At 65.9% G+C, this 16749-nt stretch carries 16 protein-coding genes and 1 pseudogene; 11 read left to right on the forward strand and 6 right to left on the reverse strand.

Translation table 11 applies throughout. The annotated features are described in order from the left end of the window. Both trpS and K359_RS0104405 read left to right on the forward strand, forming a co-directional pair. The gene (gene trpS / locus K359_RS0104400; protein WP_029078271.1) at positions 1-1017 is read left to right on the forward strand and encodes a tryptophan--tRNA ligase; all 1017 of its coding nucleotides are present in this window, start codon (positions 1-3) and stop codon (positions 1015-1017) included. 83 nt (positions 1018-1100) lie between these two features. After that, on the forward strand, positions 1101-1301 hold the full coding sequence (locus K359_RS0104405; protein WP_029078272.1) for a hypothetical protein: 201 nt from the start codon (positions 1101-1103) through the stop codon (positions 1299-1301). A gap of 21 nt (positions 1302-1322) precedes the next feature. On the opposite strand, the gene K359_RS0104410 is transcribed toward K359_RS0104405, so the two are convergent. The 3 genes from K359_RS0104410 to K359_RS0104420 all read right to left on the reverse strand — a co-directional run bounded on the left by K359_RS0104410 (position 1323) and on the right by K359_RS0104420 (position 3604). Continuing rightward, a complete protein-coding gene (locus K359_RS0104410) occupies positions 1323-2213 on the reverse strand; it encodes an aldose 1-epimerase family protein (RefSeq protein ID WP_029078273.1) in 891 nt (296 codons plus the stop codon). 111 nt (positions 2214-2324) lie between these two features. Next, positions 2325-3092 (reverse strand): enoyl-CoA hydratase-related protein, encoded by a 768-nt coding sequence (locus tag K359_RS0104415; protein ID WP_029078274.1) that lies wholly within the window; start codon positions 3090-3092, stop codon positions 2325-2327. Positions 3093-3169: 77 nt separating this feature from the next. Continuing rightward, on the reverse strand, positions 3170-3604 hold the full coding sequence (locus tag K359_RS0104420) for a MarR family winged helix-turn-helix transcriptional regulator (RefSeq protein ID WP_029078275.1): 435 nt from the start codon (positions 3602-3604) through the stop codon (positions 3170-3172). 267 nt (positions 3605-3871) lie between these two features. Between K359_RS0104420 and K359_RS0104425 the strand changes: the two genes are divergently transcribed. After that, positions 3872-4771 carry a CHAD domain-containing protein gene (locus tag K359_RS0104425; protein WP_245284506.1) on the forward strand — a complete coding sequence of 300 codons (900 nt, stop codon included), beginning with the start codon at positions 3872-3874 and terminating at the stop codon, positions 4769-4771. Between the two features lie 60 nt (positions 4772-4831). Beyond that, positions 4832-6070 (forward strand): annotated as a pseudogene (locus K359_RS0104430) (SulP family inorganic anion transporter); the annotation flags it as partial. A gap of 156 nt (positions 6071-6226) precedes the next feature. On the opposite strand, the gene K359_RS0104435 reads toward K359_RS0104430, so the two are convergent. Further along, positions 6227-7225, reverse strand: a complete 999-nt coding sequence (locus K359_RS0104435; RefSeq protein ID WP_029078278.1) for a LacI family DNA-binding transcriptional regulator — start codon at positions 7223-7225, stop codon at positions 6227-6229. 109 nt (positions 7226-7334) lie between these two features. Here K359_RS0104435 and K359_RS0104440 point away from each other — a divergent pair, with 109 nt between their 5' ends. From K359_RS0104440 to K359_RS0104455, 4 genes are all read left to right on the forward strand, one after another. Then, on the forward strand, positions 7335-8207 hold the full coding sequence (locus K359_RS0104440; protein WP_029078279.1) for a phytanoyl-CoA dioxygenase family protein: 873 nt from the start codon (positions 7335-7337) through the stop codon (positions 8205-8207). A 120-nt stretch (positions 8208-8327) separates the two neighbouring features. Then, positions 8328-9674, forward strand: coding sequence for an MFS transporter (locus tag K359_RS0104445; RefSeq protein ID WP_029078280.1), 1347 nt, complete (start codon positions 8328-8330; stop codon positions 9672-9674). A 3-nt stretch (positions 9675-9677) separates the two neighbouring features. Continuing rightward, complete coding sequence (locus K359_RS0104450) at positions 9678-10538, forward strand: sugar phosphate isomerase/epimerase (protein ID WP_029078281.1); 861 nt, start codon at positions 9678-9680, stop codon at positions 10536-10538. Between the two features lie 58 nt (positions 10539-10596). Continuing rightward, positions 10597-12105 carry a hypothetical protein gene (locus K359_RS0104455; protein WP_029078282.1) on the forward strand — a complete coding sequence of 503 codons (1509 nt, stop codon included), beginning with the start codon at positions 10597-10599 and terminating at the stop codon, positions 12103-12105. Between the two features lie 14 nt (positions 12106-12119). Here K359_RS0104455 and K359_RS51025 read toward each other — a convergent pair whose 3' ends face one another. Continuing rightward, the gene (locus K359_RS51025; RefSeq protein ID WP_035976103.1) at positions 12120-12971 is read right to left on the reverse strand and encodes a division plane positioning ATPase MipZ; all 852 of its coding nucleotides are present in this window, start codon (positions 12969-12971) and stop codon (positions 12120-12122) included. 197 nt (positions 12972-13168) lie between these two features. Next, on the reverse strand, positions 13169-13957 hold the full coding sequence (locus tag K359_RS0104465; protein WP_029078283.1) for a crotonase/enoyl-CoA hydratase family protein: 789 nt from the start codon (positions 13955-13957) through the stop codon (positions 13169-13171). Between the two features lie 105 nt (positions 13958-14062). On the opposite strand from K359_RS0104465, the gene K359_RS0104470 reads away from it, so the two are divergent. The 3 genes from K359_RS0104470 (at position 14063) to K359_RS0104480 (ending at position 16666) form a co-directional block, all read left to right on the forward strand. Continuing rightward, the gene (locus K359_RS0104470; protein ID WP_029078284.1) at positions 14063-14632 is read left to right on the forward strand and encodes a TetR/AcrR family transcriptional regulator; all 570 of its coding nucleotides are present in this window, start codon (positions 14063-14065) and stop codon (positions 14630-14632) included. 37 nt (positions 14633-14669) lie between these two features. After that, complete coding sequence (locus K359_RS0104475; RefSeq protein ID WP_035976030.1) at positions 14670-15428, forward strand: SDR family NAD(P)-dependent oxidoreductase; 759 nt, start codon at positions 14670-14672, stop codon at positions 15426-15428. Between the two features lie 203 nt (positions 15429-15631). Further along, a complete protein-coding gene (locus K359_RS0104480; RefSeq protein ID WP_029078286.1) occupies positions 15632-16666 on the forward strand; it encodes an LLM class flavin-dependent oxidoreductase in 1035 nt (344 codons plus the stop codon). Positions 16667-16749 lie beyond the last annotated feature (83 nt).

Genomic DNA, 16749 nt, shown 5'->3' on the forward strand with positions numbered 1-16749 from the left:
ATGACCAAACCGATCATCCTCACCGGCGACCGCACCACCGGGCCGCTGCATCTCGGCCATTACGTGGGCTCACTGCGAAGCCGTCTTGAGTTCCAGGACAGCCATCAGCAGTTCCTGCTGCTCGCCGACATGCAGGCTTTGACCGACAATGCGCACGACATCGGCAAGGTCAGCCGCAACGTCATCGAGGTCGCGCTGGATTATCTTGCCGTCGGGATCGATCCGGAGCGCACCTCGATCTGCCTGCAATCGCAGCTACCGGCGTTGGCGGAACTGTCGATGCTCTACCTCAACCTCGTCACCGTGGCGCGGCTGGAACGCAATCCCACCATCAAGGACGAGATCCGCGCCCGCGGCTTCGGACGCGATATCCCGGCCGGCTTCCTGTGCTATCCGGTGGCGCAGGCCGCCGATATCACGGCGTTCCGGGCCACGGTCGTGCCGGTCGGCGAGGACCAGGCGCCCCTGATCGAGCAGACCAACGAGATTATCAGGCGCGTCAACGCGCTCGCCGGCAGGCCATTGCTGCCAGAAGCCGAAGCCATCATCCCGCGCGCTGGACGGCTGCCCGGCGTCGATGGGCGCGCGAAGATGAGCAAATCCGCGGGCAACGCAATTCCGCTTTCGGCCTCGCCCGATGATATCTCGTCCGCGGTGCGCGCGATGTTCACCGATCCGGATCACCTGCGCGTCGCCGACCCCGGCAAGGTCGAAGGCAATGTCGTCTTCACCTATCTCGACGCGTTCGACGACGATCATCATGCCGTCGAGGAACTGAAGGCGCATTATCGGCGCGGCGGGCTTGGCGACGCCACCGTCAAGCGGCGGCTGGAGGACATTCTGCAAGCCCTGATCGCACCAATCCGAACCCGGCGCGCTGAGCTGGCGACCGATCGCGACTACGTCGCTGACGTGATCAGGCGCGGAACCCTGAGGGCGCGCGAGATCACTGAGCGCACCAAGCGCGATGTCATGGAAGGGCTCGGTTTGGAAGGACTTGGCTTGTTCCAGCTCTGAACGCGCTGTCATCAAGCCATGGCAGGAACTGTGCTTGGCTGTAAACAGTTGTCCGCTTGGCGAAACCGGATTTGGAGCATGTCGTGATCGATCCGAAAACGCTTCTCGAACGCGCCGCGCAGCTGGCCGATCAGGCCAAGGGCGAGGAAGATACCGGCATCCGCGACCGACTGCTACGCATGGCCGAGCATTACCGCGATCTCGCCGCGCACGAGGCCTGGGCTCACGAAAATCCGCCGTCGGTCGGCGCGCTCACGAGCGCGCTCGGCCCCCGCGCGCATTGAGCTGATCGCGAGAGCAGGCCGTCAGCTGACGCGAACGCGATAGCTCAGCGACTGACGCGCGCCGGGCGCGATGTGCATCAGGCCCGGCTTGTCGGCGAACTCGCCGTCGAAATCCGCGGGGCTGGCAAAACCGTGCCACGGCTCGATGCAGAGAAACGGCGCGCCGCCGAGCTTCGACCAGATGCCGAGTTCGCGAAAGCCGCGCCAGGACATTTCGATCGCCGGGCCTTGCGTGGCTGCTGCCGGGCCTAGTGTCGCCGTGAAGAGGATCGATGTACTTGCGACCTGATCGAAGACCATCGCGTCGTCATCGAACAGCTCCTCCGACAGCGCAAGCGTTCTGCCCTTGACCGGATTGGGTTCAGGCTGCCGCCGCATCAATCCATCCTTCAACCGCCGGATCGGCGCGGGTTCAGTCTTGGAGAAGGTCAGCGTGTAAGCCTCCTTCGGCAGCCCCGGCACCAGCGGCCAGTTGAAAGCGGGGTGACCGCCGAGCGAGGCCGGCAGCATCTCGTTGCCGGTGTTGACGATGTCGAAGCCGACGTCGAGATCGGCGCCATCAACGGTGTAGGTGACCTCGAGCCTGAAGGTGAAGGGATAGCGTGCCCGCGTTTCCGCATCGTCGGTCAGCGCCAGCTTGCAGGATCGCGGGCCCTGCTCCATCCAGGCAAAGCGGCGGTCCCGCGCAAAGCCGTGCTGCGTCATCGGATAGGTCTTGCCGTTGTGGCGCAGCGTGTCGTTCTTCAATCGGCCGACGATCGGGAACAGGATCGGCGCGTGGCGCGGCCATTGCGGGCCGGCCTGCCACAGCAATTCGGTCCCCTCGGCATTCCTGAGCGACGACAATTCGGCGCCCTGTGCCGAAATGGTCGCGGCGATCTTCTCGCCGCGCAACGTATGACTGTCGCTCATGCTCGCCTCGCCGGGTTGCGCTGTGCTGTGACACGAGATGTGCGATGGCGGCGAAGCCGTCAACCCCGAAGTGATGGGGCCGCCCATGCGGGGCGGCCCCAAGCTCTGGGGTTACCCGGCGATCTTGGAAAAATCAGGCTGGCGGCGCTCGGCAAAGGCGGCAAACGCCTCGCGCGCCTCCGCGCTCATCAGCCGTTCCTGGAAGATCTCGCCCTCGCGCGCCATTTGCGCGCTGATCCTGGCGGGGTCGCGCATCAGCGCCTTGGTGTGCTGGAGCGAGCCGAACGGCCGCTTCGCCAGTGCGTCGGCCGCCGCGCGGGCCTTGGCGCGGAGATCTTCGAGCGGCACGACCGCATTGGCAAGACCGATCGCAACAGCCGTCTCCGCCTCGAGCGGCTCGCCGAGCGCGAACATCGCATAGGCCCGTGCGTAGCCGATCCGCTGCGGCAGCAGATAGGTCGAAGCCGCCTCCGGCACCAGCGCGAGGTTGACGAACGGCGTGATCAACCGCGCGGTCGGCGCGAGGTAAACGAGGTCGCAATGCAACAGCATGGTGGTGCCGATGCCGACCGCATTGCCCTGCACGGCGGCAACCAGCGGCCGCGTCGCCTTGGCGAGGCCGGCAAGGAACCGCGTCACGTGACGCTCGCCCTGTACGCCACGCGACACCGCGGCGAAATCGGCGAGATCGTTGCCCGCGGTAAAGCTGTCGCCGTCGCCCTGCAACAGCACGGCGCGGATCGAGGAGTCGCCTTCCGCGCGCTCGAGCGCGTCCGCCATCGCGCCATACATCGCGTTGGTGATCGCGTTCTTCTTGTCCGGACGCGCCATCGTCACGGTGAGAACGCCACCGTCCAGCGCTACGACCACTTCACTCATGTCTTGCTCCTGTTGCTTGCTTCCTGTTCGAGGCGTTTGCTTCACGCGGACCGGTACCCACTTCGCTTGAAAACGCTCTAGCCGTCTTTGTCCTTCGGGAATTTCTCTTGCAGGCTGGTCAGCCAGCGCGACACCACGTCGATTTCCGCTTCCGAGAACCCGTCCATCAGGCGGTTGTTGATCACCCTGGTCCACGTCGCGGCGCGCTTGCCGAGTTCCTGCCCCGCCACGGTCAGATACAGCCGCTGGCTGCGCCCATCCTCGCCGTCGCGCCGGCGCTTCACGAGGCCGGCACGTTCCATCCGGTCGGCGAGCCCGCTCATCGCCGACGGCACGATGTCGAGCGCCTGCGAGACGTCGCCGATCAGCGCGCCATCATTGCGCCCGAGAAAGAACAGCACGCCGGCCTGGGCCGACGTCAGATCGTGCGCGGACGTCTCCTGGTCCATGGCGCGCTGCAGCCGCCGATAGGCCACGGTCAGAAGAAAGATCAGCCGGTGTTCCGCTCTCATGCCGCCGTTATATATTTCGTATGCGAAATATCAAGATACTTCGCGTACGAAATATCCGGTGGTTTTTCGCCCTCCAGCACCGCGCGCGCAGCATACCGGCCAGAACGGGCGCCCTCCACCGGGTGTATTGCGACATTTTGATCGCGCCGCCGGATCGTTGCGCTGCGGTTCAGCAGAAAACCCTTGATCGCGATCGATCAAACGGGAAATCTTTCCGTCCGGGAGCCGCCCGTTGCCTCACGGTTCCGGCGGGGTCACGAGAGTGTCATGACGTTAGCGGCAGGTCCGGCCAGGGAGCGCGTTGTCCGCCCGAAGCGGCCGCGGCATCTCAGCGAGGCCATGCGTTGTGAGACTGCGTTTCGCCTGATCCTGTCCGAATGCCTCGAGGAAGTCGCGACCAACCACGAGGCCTTGAGCTCCGGCGATCCCGCAGCCCTCCACCAGACCCGTATTGCACTGACGCGGCTGAAGGCTGCGATCGCGTTCTACGGCCCGATGGTGGCGGACAGCGAATGGACGCGACTGAAATCCGAGCTGAAATGGCTCAGCGCCTATCTCGGCGCAACGCGCGATCTCGACGTCGCGATCGAGAACAGCAAGGGCTTGCCCGAAGAGCGCATGCTGATGACGGCACGAACCGATGCGTTCGAAGCCCTCAGGGAGGCGCTGCAAAGCGACCGGTACTGGCAATGGTTCGACGGCATGTGGGACTGGGTCGGCAGCGGCCCCTGGACCACGCGGCAGGATCCCCGCGCGGCGCAACGGCGCGCCGTGCCGGTCTCGGTCTTTCACGCGCGTCGGCTGGCGCAATGGCATGGCAAGCTGTGTCACAAGAGCCGCGGGCTGCAAGGCATGGGCAAGAACAAGCGCCACCGCGTCCGCCTCGCCAGCAAGCGGCTGCGTTACGCCATCGAGTTCTCGGAAGGCGGATTGCCTGCCGATGTCTATGCATCGTGGCGCAACGTGCTGAAGCATCTGCGCAAGGGACAGCAGCTGCTCGGCGAACTGAACGATGACGAGGTCCGCCGCAAGCTGTTCGAAAGTGCCGATGCACTGGATCAGGGCGCCGACGAAGGCAAGGCCAGGCACCAGCGCGTGCACGAGCGCAAACGCAAGAGCCAGCTGCTGCGCCGCGCCGCGGCGATCTACCGGAAGATTGCCGAATGAACGCAACTGCCCGCTCCCGCTCCGCCAATTTCCTTCATCCCCTTCCCTGCGGTCATCCCCATGCCTGACGGCTCCTCCACGGCACATCTCTATCGTCCCAAGCTTGTCACCACGCTGACCGAAGGCTACGGCGTTGCCGCCTTCCGACATGATGTGATGGCCGGGCTGACGGTGGCTGTGGTGGCATTGCCGCTGTCGATGGCAATCGCAGTGGCTTCGGGCGTGACGCCGGAGCGCGGGCTGTTCACCGCCATCGTCGGCGGCTTCCTGGTCTCCGCGCTGGGCGGCAGCCGCTTTCAGATCGGCGGACCGGCCGGCGCCTTCATCGTCCTCGTCGCGGCAACGGCCGCGCAGTTCGGTGTCGAGGGCCTCATGCTTACCGTGCTGGTGTCCGGCCTGATGCTGACGCTGATCGGCGCCTCGGGACTTGGATCGCTGATCCGCTACATCCCGCACCCCGTCACCGTCGGTTTCACCTGCGGAATCGCAGTCACCATTCTGGCGAGCCAGCTGCGCGATCTGGGCGGGCTGACGCTTGCCGGTGCCGAGCCCGGGCCGCTTCTGCCGAAGCTCGCAGCGCTCGGCCACGCGCTTCCGACCTTGAGCTGGTCCGCGCTCGCGGTCGGCGCCGGCTCGGCGGCCGTGATCTTCGTGCTGCGCGCATGGCGGCCAACCTGGCCGGCGATGCTGATCGCGATCGTGCTCGCGTCGATTGCGGTCGTGCTGCTGCATCTGCCGGTCGAAACCATCGGCAGCCGGTTCGGTGAAATCCCACGCGGCCTGCCGGTGCCGCATGTGCCGGAGTTCTCGTGGGCGCTGCTGCTGCAAATCCTGCCGGCGTCGCTCTCCTTCACGCTGCTCGGCGGCGTCGAGAGCCTGCTCTCGGCAAAGGTCGCCGACAGCATGACCGGCCGCAAGCACCGCTCCAACATGGAGCTGGTGGCGCAGGGCATCGCCAACATCGCTTCCGCTTTGTTCGGCGGGATCAGCGTCACCGGCACGATCGCCCGCACCGCGACCAATATCCGTGCCGGAGCGTGCAGCCCGCTGTCCGGCATGATGCACTCGGCCTTTCTGCTGTCGTTCATGATGCTCGCCGCGCCGCTTGCGAGCTACATTCCGCTCTCTGCGCTGGCCGCGGTCCTGGTCGTGGTGTGCTGGTACATGGCAGAGAAGGAGGAATTCCTGCGCTTGATCAGGGATCGGCGCAGCGCCGCGGTGCTGATCACGACCTTCGCGCTGACGGTGTTCAAGGATCTGACCTTCGGCATCATCGCCGGGTGCCTGGTCGCGGCAATGTTCGCCGGCATCGATCGCTGGACCGCAGACAAGAAGGGCTAAGCGGCTCCAGCATCGCTAGAGCTCGGTTCTGATTGAATCAGAACCAAGGCTCTAGATTCTTGTTTTGACGCGTTTTCTTTACGCGAACCGGTGTCCACTTCGCTCGAAAACGCTCTAGCCGCTGTCGCGCAGCACCAGCTCGAAGCCGAGATCGATGCGGCGCTCGCCGCCGCGCTCCAGCGTCAGCGTCGCCGCAGTGCGGCCGATCGCATCGCCATGCACGCTGATCGTGCTCAGCGTCGGCGAGATCAGCTGGCCCATTTCGAGATCGCCGAGCCCGATTACTGCGACCGGCTGCGCCGATGCAGGCCCTTCGCGCAGCACCCCGGCCTTGCGCAGCCCTGACATAAAGCCGATCGCATGCGCATCGTTGGCGGCAAACACCGCATCGACACCAGGCAGGCGGGCATGCGCCGCCACGCTTCCCGAATCCTTGCGGTCCAGGATCAGCCGGCGCGGCTCGGCGAGGCCGCTTGCCAGGGCCTCGTCCCTGAAGCCGAGCCAGCGGCGGGTGCCGCGCGGATCGTCGCCGCCGATGAAGGCAAGCTGCTTGCGTCCCTGCGCAACCAGATGCTTTGCGACGGCAACACCAGCCTTGTAATTGTCGAAGCCCGCGACCGCGTCGATCGGGTTTGCCGGCAGATCCCAGGTCTCGACGATCGGGATGCGCGCGTTGCGCAGCAGGCGGCTGCCCTCCGCCGTGGCGGGCGAGCCAACCATGATGATCGCCTCAGGCCGCCGCGACAGCAGCGCCGCCAGCACGCGGTCCTCGCGCACCGCGTCGTAGCGCGACTGCGCCAGGATCACCGAGAAGCCGAGCGGCTCGAGCTTGTCGGACAGGCCCTGCACCGTGTCGGCGAAGATCGAGTTGGCGATGGTCGGCACCAGCACGCCGACCGAATTGGTCCGCGCACTCGCCAACGCGCCCGCCACCAGGTTCGGGACATAGCCGAGGTCGCGCATCGCCAGTTCGACCCGCGCCCGGGTCTCCGGGGCGACCAGGTCGGGCATCCGCACCACCCGGCTCACCGTGATCGAGGAAACGCCGGCACGCTTGGCCACCTCCGAGAGGGTGGGTGCGGCGTCCGCTGGGCCAGTCCGGGGGGCAGTCACATCGGAGCTCATGGACAGACCCTGCACGATTCCGGGTTGCCAAGCCATTATGTTAGCGCTAGCATCGCCTCATGTTAGCGCTAACATGGAACAAAATCGGAGAAACAGCATGATTTCGGACGAGCAGGCCCAAGCCTACAAGCGCGATGGGGTGATCGTGGTCCCCGAGGTGCTCAACCAGGGGACCCTCGCCAAAGTGCGCACGGTGCTCGCAGAGCTGGTGGCCGGCGCCGCCTCGGTCAGCGAGCATACCGACGTCTACGACCTCGAGCCGGGCCATACGCCGGAGACCCCCCGCGTCCGCCGCATCAAGGCGCCGCACAAGGTGCACCCGATCTTCGACGAGATCATCCGCAGCCCCGCCGTGATCTCGATCCTGACCAGACTGATCGGCCCCGGGCTTCGCCTGCACGGCTCAAAACTCAACATGAAGTCGGCGCAATACGGCTCGCCGGTGGAGTGGCATCAGGACTGGGCGTTCTATCCGCACACCAATGACGACATCCTCGCGATCGGCGTGCTGCTCGACGATTGCGATATCGAGAACGGCCCGATGCTGGTGACGCCGGGATCGCACACCGGCAGCACGATGTGGGATCACCACGGCGAGGACGGCCACTTCGCGGGCCTGATCGATCCGGACCAGATCGAGGGCGACATCAAGCGCGCGGTGCCCTGCATGGGCAAGGCCGGCAGCATGTCGTTCCATCATGTCCGCGCGCTGCACGGCTCGGCGACCAACACATCGGACCGGCCGCGCAACCTCCTGCTCTATGAAGTCGCCGCCAGCGACGCCTGGCCGCTCCTGGGCGTGAAGGATTTTGACGAGTTCAACAGCCGCCTGCTGGCGGGTCCGCCGGTGGTCGCCCCGCGGCTCACCGAGGTGCCGGTGCGGATGCCACTGCCGCCGGCCAAACGGCAGGGATCGATCTACGAGACCCAGTCAGCTGCGAAGAAATCCTACTTCACGCGCGCCGCTTAAGACCGACGACAATGCCCGCGGGCCAAGCCGCGGGCATTACTGCTTTCACGAGCATGATCCGGAACCACGCGATCGCGCTCGAACAAGACGACCATAAAAACAGACATAACGGGGAAACGAATGACCAAGATGGCAAGAGAGGGTGCCAGCACATCGCGCCTGCGTGTGATCCTGGCCGCAAGCATCGGCTCCGCGCTCGAATGGTATGATTTCTTCCTCTACGGCACCGCGGCCGCGCTGGTGTTCGGCGAGCTGTTCTTTCCAAAGAGCGATCCGGTCGTCGGCACGCTGCTGTCGTTCCTGACCTTCGGCGTCGGCTTCGTGGTGCGGCCGATCGGCGGCCTGGTGTTCGGCATCCTCGGCGATCGCTACGGCCGCAAGCCGGTGCTGGTCGCAACCCTTCTGATGATCGGCATCGGCACCACCGCGATCGGCTTCCTGCCGACCTATGCGCAGATCGGTGTCTGGGCGCCGATCCTGCTGGTCGCGATGCGCGTCATCCAGGGTCTCGGCGCCGGCGCCGAGTATGGCGGCGCGGTGATCTACCTGGTCGAGAACGCGCCGCCGAAGCATCGCGGCTTCTGGGGCGGCTTCGCGCCGCTCGGCGTGTCCGTCGGCAATCTGCTCGCCGCCGCCGCCTTCGCGCTGGTGACGATGCTGCCGCGCGAGGATTTGATGAGCTGGGGCTGGCGCCTGCCCTTTCTGGCGAGCTTCCTCCTGATCGTCGTCGGCATCTTCGTCCGCATGCGGATCACCGAGACGCCGGTCTATACCAATGCGGTGGTCGCGCGCGGCAAGGTCGAGAGCAATCCGGCAATGGAGGCGTTACGCCGGCATCCGCGCAACTTCTTCGTCGTGCTCGGCGCGCGCATGGCCGAGAACGGGCTCGGCTATTTCTTCCCGGTGTTTGGGCTGAGCTACATCATCACCACCTTGGGCGTGCCGAAAGCCGATGCGCTCAGCGCCTTGATGCTGGCCTTCACGGTCGAGCTGTTTGCGATCCTCGGCTTTGCGGCCTTGTCGGACCGGATCGGACGGCGGCCGGTCTACATGTTCGGCGCGCTGGCCGGCGTCGCGCTCGCGTTCCCGTTCTTCTGGATGGTCGGCACCAAGCAGTGGATCATGATCGCGCTCGCCTTCATCCTGGCGCGCGCCGTGGTGACGGCGGCGATGTTCGGGCCGCAGGCGGCGTATTTCGCCGAGCTGTTCCCGCCGCAGCGCCGCTTCGCCGGCTTTGCCTTCGCCCGCGAGCTCGGCTCGCTGCTGTCGGGCGGCCCGGCACCGTTCGTCGCCACCGCGCTGGTGGCCGCCTACGGCACCTGGTGGCCGGTTGCCTGCTACGCCATGTTCCTGTCGGCCTGCACGGTGGTTGCGATCTGGATCGGGCCCGAGACCTATCAGGAGAACATCGCCGCCGACGCGAGCGAACAAGCCGAGCTGCCCGCGGCGATCCCGGCGCGAGCCTGATCGGTGGCGCAGCAACTGCGTGTCCTGCAGTCGCTCTGGGCGATGGAGCGACGGCTGGCCGATGAGGGCGAATGGCCGCTGCAAACCCAGCTCGCGATGATCCGCGATGCCGGGTTTGACGGCGCCGGCGTGCGCTTCATCGATCCCGCCTTCGCGCGCGAGGTGACGGGCTTCCTTCGCGCGCACGGCATGATCTGGCAGGCGCAATGCTACCCGAAGCGGGTCGACGATCTTAAGCCGGTGCTTGAGCTGGTGGCGCAGCTCGGCGCCGATCATGTCAACCTGCAGCCGGACATTCGTCCGCGCCTGCTCGCCGATTGCATTCCCCTGCTCGAAGGCTGGCGGCGGCTTGCCGCGGAAGCCGGCGTTGCCGTGCATGTCGAGACCCACCGCGACCGCATGACGACCGACCTGTTCTTTACGCTCGATTTGCTCGACTGCTTTCCCGATCTGCGGCTGACCGCCGATCTCTCGCACTATTTGGTCGGGCGTGAATTCGCCTGGCCGGTCGACGACGTCAACCACGCGATGATCCACCGCATCCTCGACAATGCCTGGGGCATCCACGGCCGCATCGCGAGCCGCGAGCAGGTGCAGATCTCGCTCGGCTTTCCGCAGCATCAGGGCTGGGTGTCGCTGTTCACGGACTGGTGGGACTACGCCATCCGCTCCTGGCGCAAGCGTGCCGGCCCCGATGCGACCCTGACCTTCCTGTGCGAGCTCGGTCCCTCGCCCTACGCAATCACCGGACCCGACGGCAGGGAATTGTCCGACCGCTGGCACGACGCGCTGGTCATGAAGGACATGATCCGCGCGCTGTGGGAGCGCATCGCCAACGAGCCGCAGGACCCGTTGCCGCGTTGATTCGAACAGGCCGCGGCGGCATTCTGAACCGACCCAATTCGGAACGCCGCGAGGACCCGTGCGCGACTACTCGGCCTACCCGCTTCGATGCCTCGCATCCATCGTCTGCGCCGCGACTGCCTTCGTCTGCACGACGGCGACCGCGGCGGAGCTGAGGCTCGACGCTGCGACCATGCCGCGCGTCGCGACGATCGACCCGCGCTTCCAGTCCTACAATATCGAGATGGTCGAAGTGACCGGCGGACGATTCTGGAAGCCCTATGCAGCCGCCAGGACACGTTCGCGTCCAGACGCGGAGCGGTTTGCGGCGCGTACGCCGATTGATCTGCATGATGCCAGGCTGCGAAACCTCGCCGCGGCGCTCTCTCCGGCCTATCTCCGCATCAGCGGAACCTGGGCCAACAGCACGTTCGTTGCGGAGTCCGAGACGCCGCCATCCGCGCCGCCGGCCGGCTTCAACGGCGTGCTGACACGGCAACAATGGCGCGACGCGATCGACTTCTCGCACGCCGTCGACGCGCCTATCGTCACGTCCTTTGCGATCAGTGCCGGCACGCGTGACGCTGCGGGGCGATGGCTTCCGGAGCAGGCCCGCCGCTTTCTCGACGTCACACGATCGGCCGGCGGCCACATCGCCGCAGCCGAGTTCATGAACGAGCCCGATCTGCCCGCCATCGGCGGCGCCCCTGAGGGTTACGACGCCGCGGCCTACGGCCGGGACTTTGCCGCGTTCCGCGCATTCATGAAGGACACCGCGCCTGACGTGACGATCCTCGGCCCGGGCACGATCGGCACAGGTGCGGATGCTCAAGCGCTGTTCGCGGCAACGGCTGTGGGCATCGACACGGTCTCCTATCATCACTATGGCGCGCTCTCGGCCCGATGCGCCGGCGATCGCACGCCGAAGCGAGCATTGTCGGACGAATGGCTGGCACGCTCCGGCAAGACATTCGCCTTCTACCAGGCGCTGCGCGACCAGCTTGCACCGGACAAGCCGATCTGGCTGACCGAGACCGCAGAGACCGCGTGCGGCGGCAACCGCTGGGCCGCGACGTTCATCGATACGTTCCGCTACCTCGATCAGCTCGGGCGCCTTGCCAAGGCCGGCGTCCAGGTGGTGATGCACAACACGCTCGCCGCGAGCGACTATGGGCTGCTCGACGAACAAACCCATCTGCCGCGGCCGAACTACTGGGCGGCGTTGCTATGGCGCCGATTGATGGGAACAACTGTGCTGAATGCCGGTATCGCTGGCCGTCACGGCTTCCACGTCTATGCGCACTGCGCGCGCGACATGCCGGGCGGAATTGCCCTGCTCGTCATCAACAATGATCGGCGAATAAGGCGCAAGCTGACGCTGCCGGCCGGCTCGCAACGTTACACCCTGGCGAGCGCCACGCCCGCAGACGGCAACGTCCAGCTCAACGGCGCGACGCTTTTGCTTGGGACCGCGGACCGGATTCCCGCGCTGCACGGCGACGCGACCGCTCCCGGGACAATGGTCTTCGCACCCAGAACGATCACGTTTCTGACCGTCGCCGATGCCGGCAACACCAATTGCCCGTAGCCCCCGACGCCGTCTTACGCGGCGTCGCGGCCGGCGTCGGCGGATTCGAGTGGGCGTACCACAAGATGGCCGAGCATGATCGCGGTCATCAGCCGCTCCATCTCAAGCCATGCGGTGACGTGTGACATGGTCGGTCGGCCACCACGCGCGAACTGATCGATGTCGTCGATCGCCGTCAGTCCGCGCGGATAGAATTCGCGGAAGATCACCCGTTCGGCCAATCCATCGACCAGGCGGAAATTCAGCGTCTTCGACAGCTCGCTCAGGGCCTCGCCGACCAGGCGTTTGTTGCGCGAGCCGAGCGTGGAGAGACGGTTGCGTAGCACCACCCATTCGAACGCCGGCAGCTCATGCGCGCTGCGCTCGCGCCGCGCTTCCTCCACCATCTTCGAATAGTGGCTGATGCCGGTCACCTTGAAGTCGTTCGGATCGACGGTGCCGAGCACGTCGAAATCGAGAAAGCTGTCGTTGAGCGGCGTGATCAACGTATTCGCCAGCGAATGCGTGAACGTCGTCAGATAAGTGTCATGGCCGGGGCAGTCGATGACGACGAAGTCATGCGACCGGCTGAGCCGCTCGACGATCTCGGCAAGCGCGCTGCGGCCGAGCGTCTCGACCTCGCTGCTCCTGCCGCCGACCGTCTCGAAGCACATATGCGTCGGGATGCCGAGATCGAGCGAGGACTCCCGCGCCCAGTCGCGCCGGTTCTCGACATAGTGCGTCAGCGACTTCTGCTTGTTGTCGAGATCGATGGTGGCGACACGCTGACCCGCCTTGATCAGCGCGATGGCGACGTGCATGGCAATTGTCGACTTGCCCGAGCCGCCCTTGTTGTTCCCGACGACGATGACGCGTGCGCTTGTCATGAGATTCCTCACCCGACGCTGGAGTCAAAGCAGGACGCAATTGAATTTAAGTATGGAATCGAATCTCACTGATTCGACGAATCTCGACAAGAGTCGTCGCACGATCGTCGTGATCGAAATTGATGCGGCTGCGACATCATTGCCACAACCAAGCCTTGTCAGAGCACGTACCGTGAACGCCGCGAACGTCCCTGGTACTAACGTCCCAGGAACACCGCAGCGCGCCGTTCGACAAACGACTTGATGCCTTCGGCCGCATCGGCGGTGTTGAGCACGCGTTCGCGGATCTGCGGAATGATTGCGATCGCCGCCTGCTCGCCGGCTTCGATGAACTTGCGGCCCGCCTCCTTCGTCACCTGGATTCCGAGCGGCGCGTTTCGCGCGATGATTGCTGCCAGTTCCATCGCACGTTCGATCTGCTGACCTGCCGGCACGACCTCCTGCACGAGGCCGATCCGATGGGCCTCGGCAGCGGAGAACTCGTCGCACAGCAGCAAATGATACATCGCATCGCCCCATCCGGCGCGGCTGATGTAGCGGAAATGCGCGCCCGCCAGCGGCGCGATGCCGCGCTTCGCCTCCATCTGGCAGAAACGGCTGTCGTCCGCGGCGACGACGATATCGCCGGCCAGCATCATCTCGATGCCGACGGTGAACACGATGCCCTGCACCGCCGTGACGATCGGCTTCCGGCACCGCTTCGACAAGCCGAACGGATCGACATTGCCCTCCGGCAACGGCTTGCGCGATGCGGTCGGACCGAAGAATTTCGGCATGTCGAGGCCGGCGGTGAAACTGCCACCGGCGGCGCAGAGCACGCCGACCCACAGGCCGTCGTCATTGTCGAGCAGCGTCAGCGCGTCGGACAGTTCAGACATCATCTCCGGGCTGAAGGCGTTCTTCTTCGCGGGATTGTCGATGATGATCTTCAGGATGCGGTCATGCCGCTCGTGACGGACCCGCCCCTCGCTCGCGCTGCCGGACATCTGCTCCTCCCTGCTTTGTGACTGACAAATATTCTGGATGATAGTTGTCATCCAGATGCATGATGGCCATAATCCGGAAAGAGAGTCAAACAGGGGCGATGCGAGATGGGCCATTCCCAGGCCGACAAGGCCAGGAGCCGCGAGCGCATTCTGAACGAGGCCGCGACGCAGATCCGCGACGCGGGGCTCGACGCGCTCAGCATCGGCAGCCTGATGCAGCAGGTGAAATTGACCCATGGCGGCTTCTACGGGCACTTCGCCTCGCGGTCGGACCTGATCGCCGCGGCGCTGGAACAGGCGCTGAATGCGGGCGAAGCGACGGCGCGCGCGTCGCGCGATCCCGACAAGCCGGTCAGCGTCAATTCACTGGCGCGAAGCTATCTCAGCCGCACCCATCGCGACTCCCGCAAGACAGGCTGCGCGATCGGCGCGTTGATCTCGGATGTCGGCCGCGCCGACGAGCAATGCCGCGCGGTGATGGAACCGCACATCGAAGCCTTCATCGCCAAGGTCGCTGATGCGTTCGGCGACGATGACGATGCCCGCGCAATCGTGGCGGTGAGCGCTATGATCGGTGCGATCGCGGTCTCGCGCGTCCTCACCGATCAGAGGCGGTCCGACGCCATCCTGCGCACGGTGCGCGACGGCATCGTCGCGATGGCCTCGGACGAATGATTTCGCCCGCGCTGCGGGCAGCATGATGGAGTGAGCCATGAACGACCGAACCGCGCTCGAGCCGACCGCCGTGCAGGGAAGCGTGCTGATTGCCGGCGTCGGCGCATCGCACGGCCTCGGCGCCGCGATCGCGCGGCGCTTTGCCGCCGGCGGCTATCCCGTCGCGATCGCCGGCCGCAATGCCGAGAAGCTCGCCGTGACCGCCGCCGAACTCGCAGCTGATGGCGCCAGGGTCACCCATGTCGTGGGCGATGCCTCGATTGCCGCGGATGTGGCCCGCTTCGTCGAGGCGGCCGGGAAGCTCGCGCCGCTCGCGATGGCCGTGCACAATGCCGGCTCCAACCGGCCGGCGCCGTTCCTCAAGGTCAGCGAACAGCGTTTCGAGGAGCACTGGCGCGAACATGCGCTCGGCGGTTTCCAACTGGCGCAGGCCGCGATCCCCGCTCTGCTGGCGCGCCGCGGCGGCACGCTGGTGTTCACCGGCGCCAGCGGCTCGCTGCGCGGCAAGGCCAACTACTCGCCGTTTGCTTCGGCGAAGGCCGCGTTGCGCGCGATGGCGCAGAGCGTGGCGCGCGAATTCGGGCCGCAGGGCATCCATGTCGGCCATGTCGTGGTCGACGGCGGCATCGAGGGCGATCGGCTGCTGAGCATGCGTCCGCAGTTGAAGGACGATCGCGGCCCGGATGGGCTGCTCAACATCGCGGCCATCGCGGAGGCCTATTGGGTGCTTCACCACCAGCATCGCAGCGCCTGGACGCTGGAGCTCGACCTGCGGCCGTGGGCGGAGTCGTTCTGACGGCGCCGCCAGCCAGCCGGACGGAAACCCAGCGTTTCGCCACGTGGCCTTGTTCCACCGTGAACGGTCCTTAGCTTCCCGGTATCTCCAACCGAAGGCTCCACAGCGCAGGTTGCGGACACGTCCGCAATGCGACTTCTCAACCTGCGTGCGATGGGTGGCCCGCGGCGGATGCTCCGCCGCGCCGACAACCGGACTGACTGATGACCACCTCCCTTGAATTCGGGCTCGATACATTCGGCGACGTCACCAAGGACGCCGCCGGGGCACCGCTGCCGCATGCCCAGGTGATCCGCAACGTCGTCGACGAGGCGGTGCTGGCCGATCAACTCGGGATCGATTTCATCGGGCTCGGCGAGCACCACCGGGCCGATTTTGCGATCTCCACCCCCGAGACCGTGCTGGCCGCGATCGCCGCGCGCACGCAGAACATCCGCCTCGGCTCCGCGGTGACCGTGCTGAGCTCGGACGATCCGATCCGCGTGTTCCAGCGCTTCGCCACCGTCGACGCGCTCTCGAACGGCCGCGCCGAGGTGATTCTCGGCCGCGGCTCCTTCACCGAATCGTTCCCGCTGTTCGGCTTCGACCTCAAGCAATACAACGAGCTCTTCGAGGAGAAGCTCGACCTGTTCACCGAGGTCTTGAAGCAGGAGCCGGTGACCTGGCAGGGCAAGCTGCGGCCGCCGCTCGGCAACCAGTCGGTCTATCCGCCGGTCGAGCACGGCCGGCTGAAGACCTGGATCGGCGTCGGCGGCAGCCCCGAATCGGTGGTGCGCGCCGCGCATTACGACCTGCCGCTGATGCTCGCCATCATCGGCGGCGATCCCAGGCGCTTTGCGCCCTATGTCGACCTGCACCAACGCGCCTACCAGCAGTTCGGCCGGGCGCCGCAGCCGATCGGCGTCCATTCGCCGGGCTATGTCGCCGAGACGGACGCGCAAGCCAGGGAGGAGCTGTGGCCGGACTACAAGGTCATGCGCGACCGCATCGGCAAGGAGCGCGGCTGGCCGCCAATGGGCCGCGACGAGTTCGTGGCTGAGGCCGAGCACGGCTCGCTCTATGTCGGCGCCCCCGAAACCGTGGCCCGCAAGATCGCGGCGACCGTGAAGGCGCTCGGCACTGCGCGCTTCCAGCTGAAATACTCGGCCGGCCCGCTGCCGCACGAGAAGCTGATGAAGAGCATCGAACTCTACGGCAGCAAGGTGGTGCCGATGGTGCGCGACCTGCTCGCGGCGTGACGCACGATCGCTAGCCCGAAAAGCAAAACCCCCGGCGTGTTGGCGCCGGGGGCTCTGTTAGATCGCAGCCAGATCAACCGGTA

This window comes from Bradyrhizobium sp. th-b2 (genome assembly GCF_000426785.1).
In the GTDB taxonomy this organism is placed as follows: Bacteria; Pseudomonadota; Alphaproteobacteria; order Rhizobiales; family Xanthobacteraceae; genus Bradyrhizobium; species Bradyrhizobium septentrionale.

Excerpts from the sequence above, each read along its gene's own strand:
- K359_RS0104415 (WP_029078274.1), bottom strand. The coding sequence starts at position 3,092 with ATGAGTGAAGTGGTCGTAGCGCTGGACGGTGGCGTTCTCACCGTGACG.
- K359_RS0104470 (WP_029078284.1), top strand. The coding sequence starts at position 14,063 with ATGGGCCATTCCCAGGCCGACAAGGCCAGGAGCCGCGAGCGCATTCTG.
- K359_RS51025 (WP_035976103.1), bottom strand. The coding sequence starts at position 12,971 with ATGACAAGCGCACGCGTCATCGTCGTCGGGAACAACAAGGGCGGCTCG.
- K359_RS0104440 (WP_029078279.1), top strand. The coding sequence starts at position 7,335 with ATGATTTCGGACGAGCAGGCCCAAGCCTACAAGCGCGATGGGGTGATC.
- K359_RS0104425 (WP_245284506.1), top strand. The coding sequence starts at position 3,872 with ATGACGTTAGCGGCAGGTCCGGCCAGGGAGCGCGTTGTCCGCCCGAAG.
- K359_RS0104480 (WP_029078286.1), top strand. The coding sequence starts at position 15,632 with ATGACCACCTCCCTTGAATTCGGGCTCGATACATTCGGCGACGTCACC.
- K359_RS0104410 (WP_029078273.1), bottom strand. The coding sequence starts at position 2,213 with ATGAGCGACAGTCATACGTTGCGCGGCGAGAAGATCGCCGCGACCATT.
- K359_RS0104465 (WP_029078283.1), bottom strand. The coding sequence starts at position 13,957 with ATGTCCGGCAGCGCGAGCGAGGGGCGGGTCCGTCACGAGCGGCATGAC.
- K359_RS0104420 (WP_029078275.1), bottom strand. The coding sequence starts at position 3,604 with ATGAGAGCGGAACACCGGCTGATCTTTCTTCTGACCGTGGCCTATCGG.
- trpS (WP_029078271.1), top strand. The coding sequence starts at position 1 with ATGACCAAACCGATCATCCTCACCGGCGACCGCACCACCGGGCCGCTG.
- K359_RS0104445 (WP_029078280.1), top strand. The coding sequence starts at position 8,328 with ATGACCAAGATGGCAAGAGAGGGTGCCAGCACATCGCGCCTGCGTGTG.
- K359_RS0104475 (WP_035976030.1), top strand. The coding sequence starts at position 14,670 with ATGAACGACCGAACCGCGCTCGAGCCGACCGCCGTGCAGGGAAGCGTG.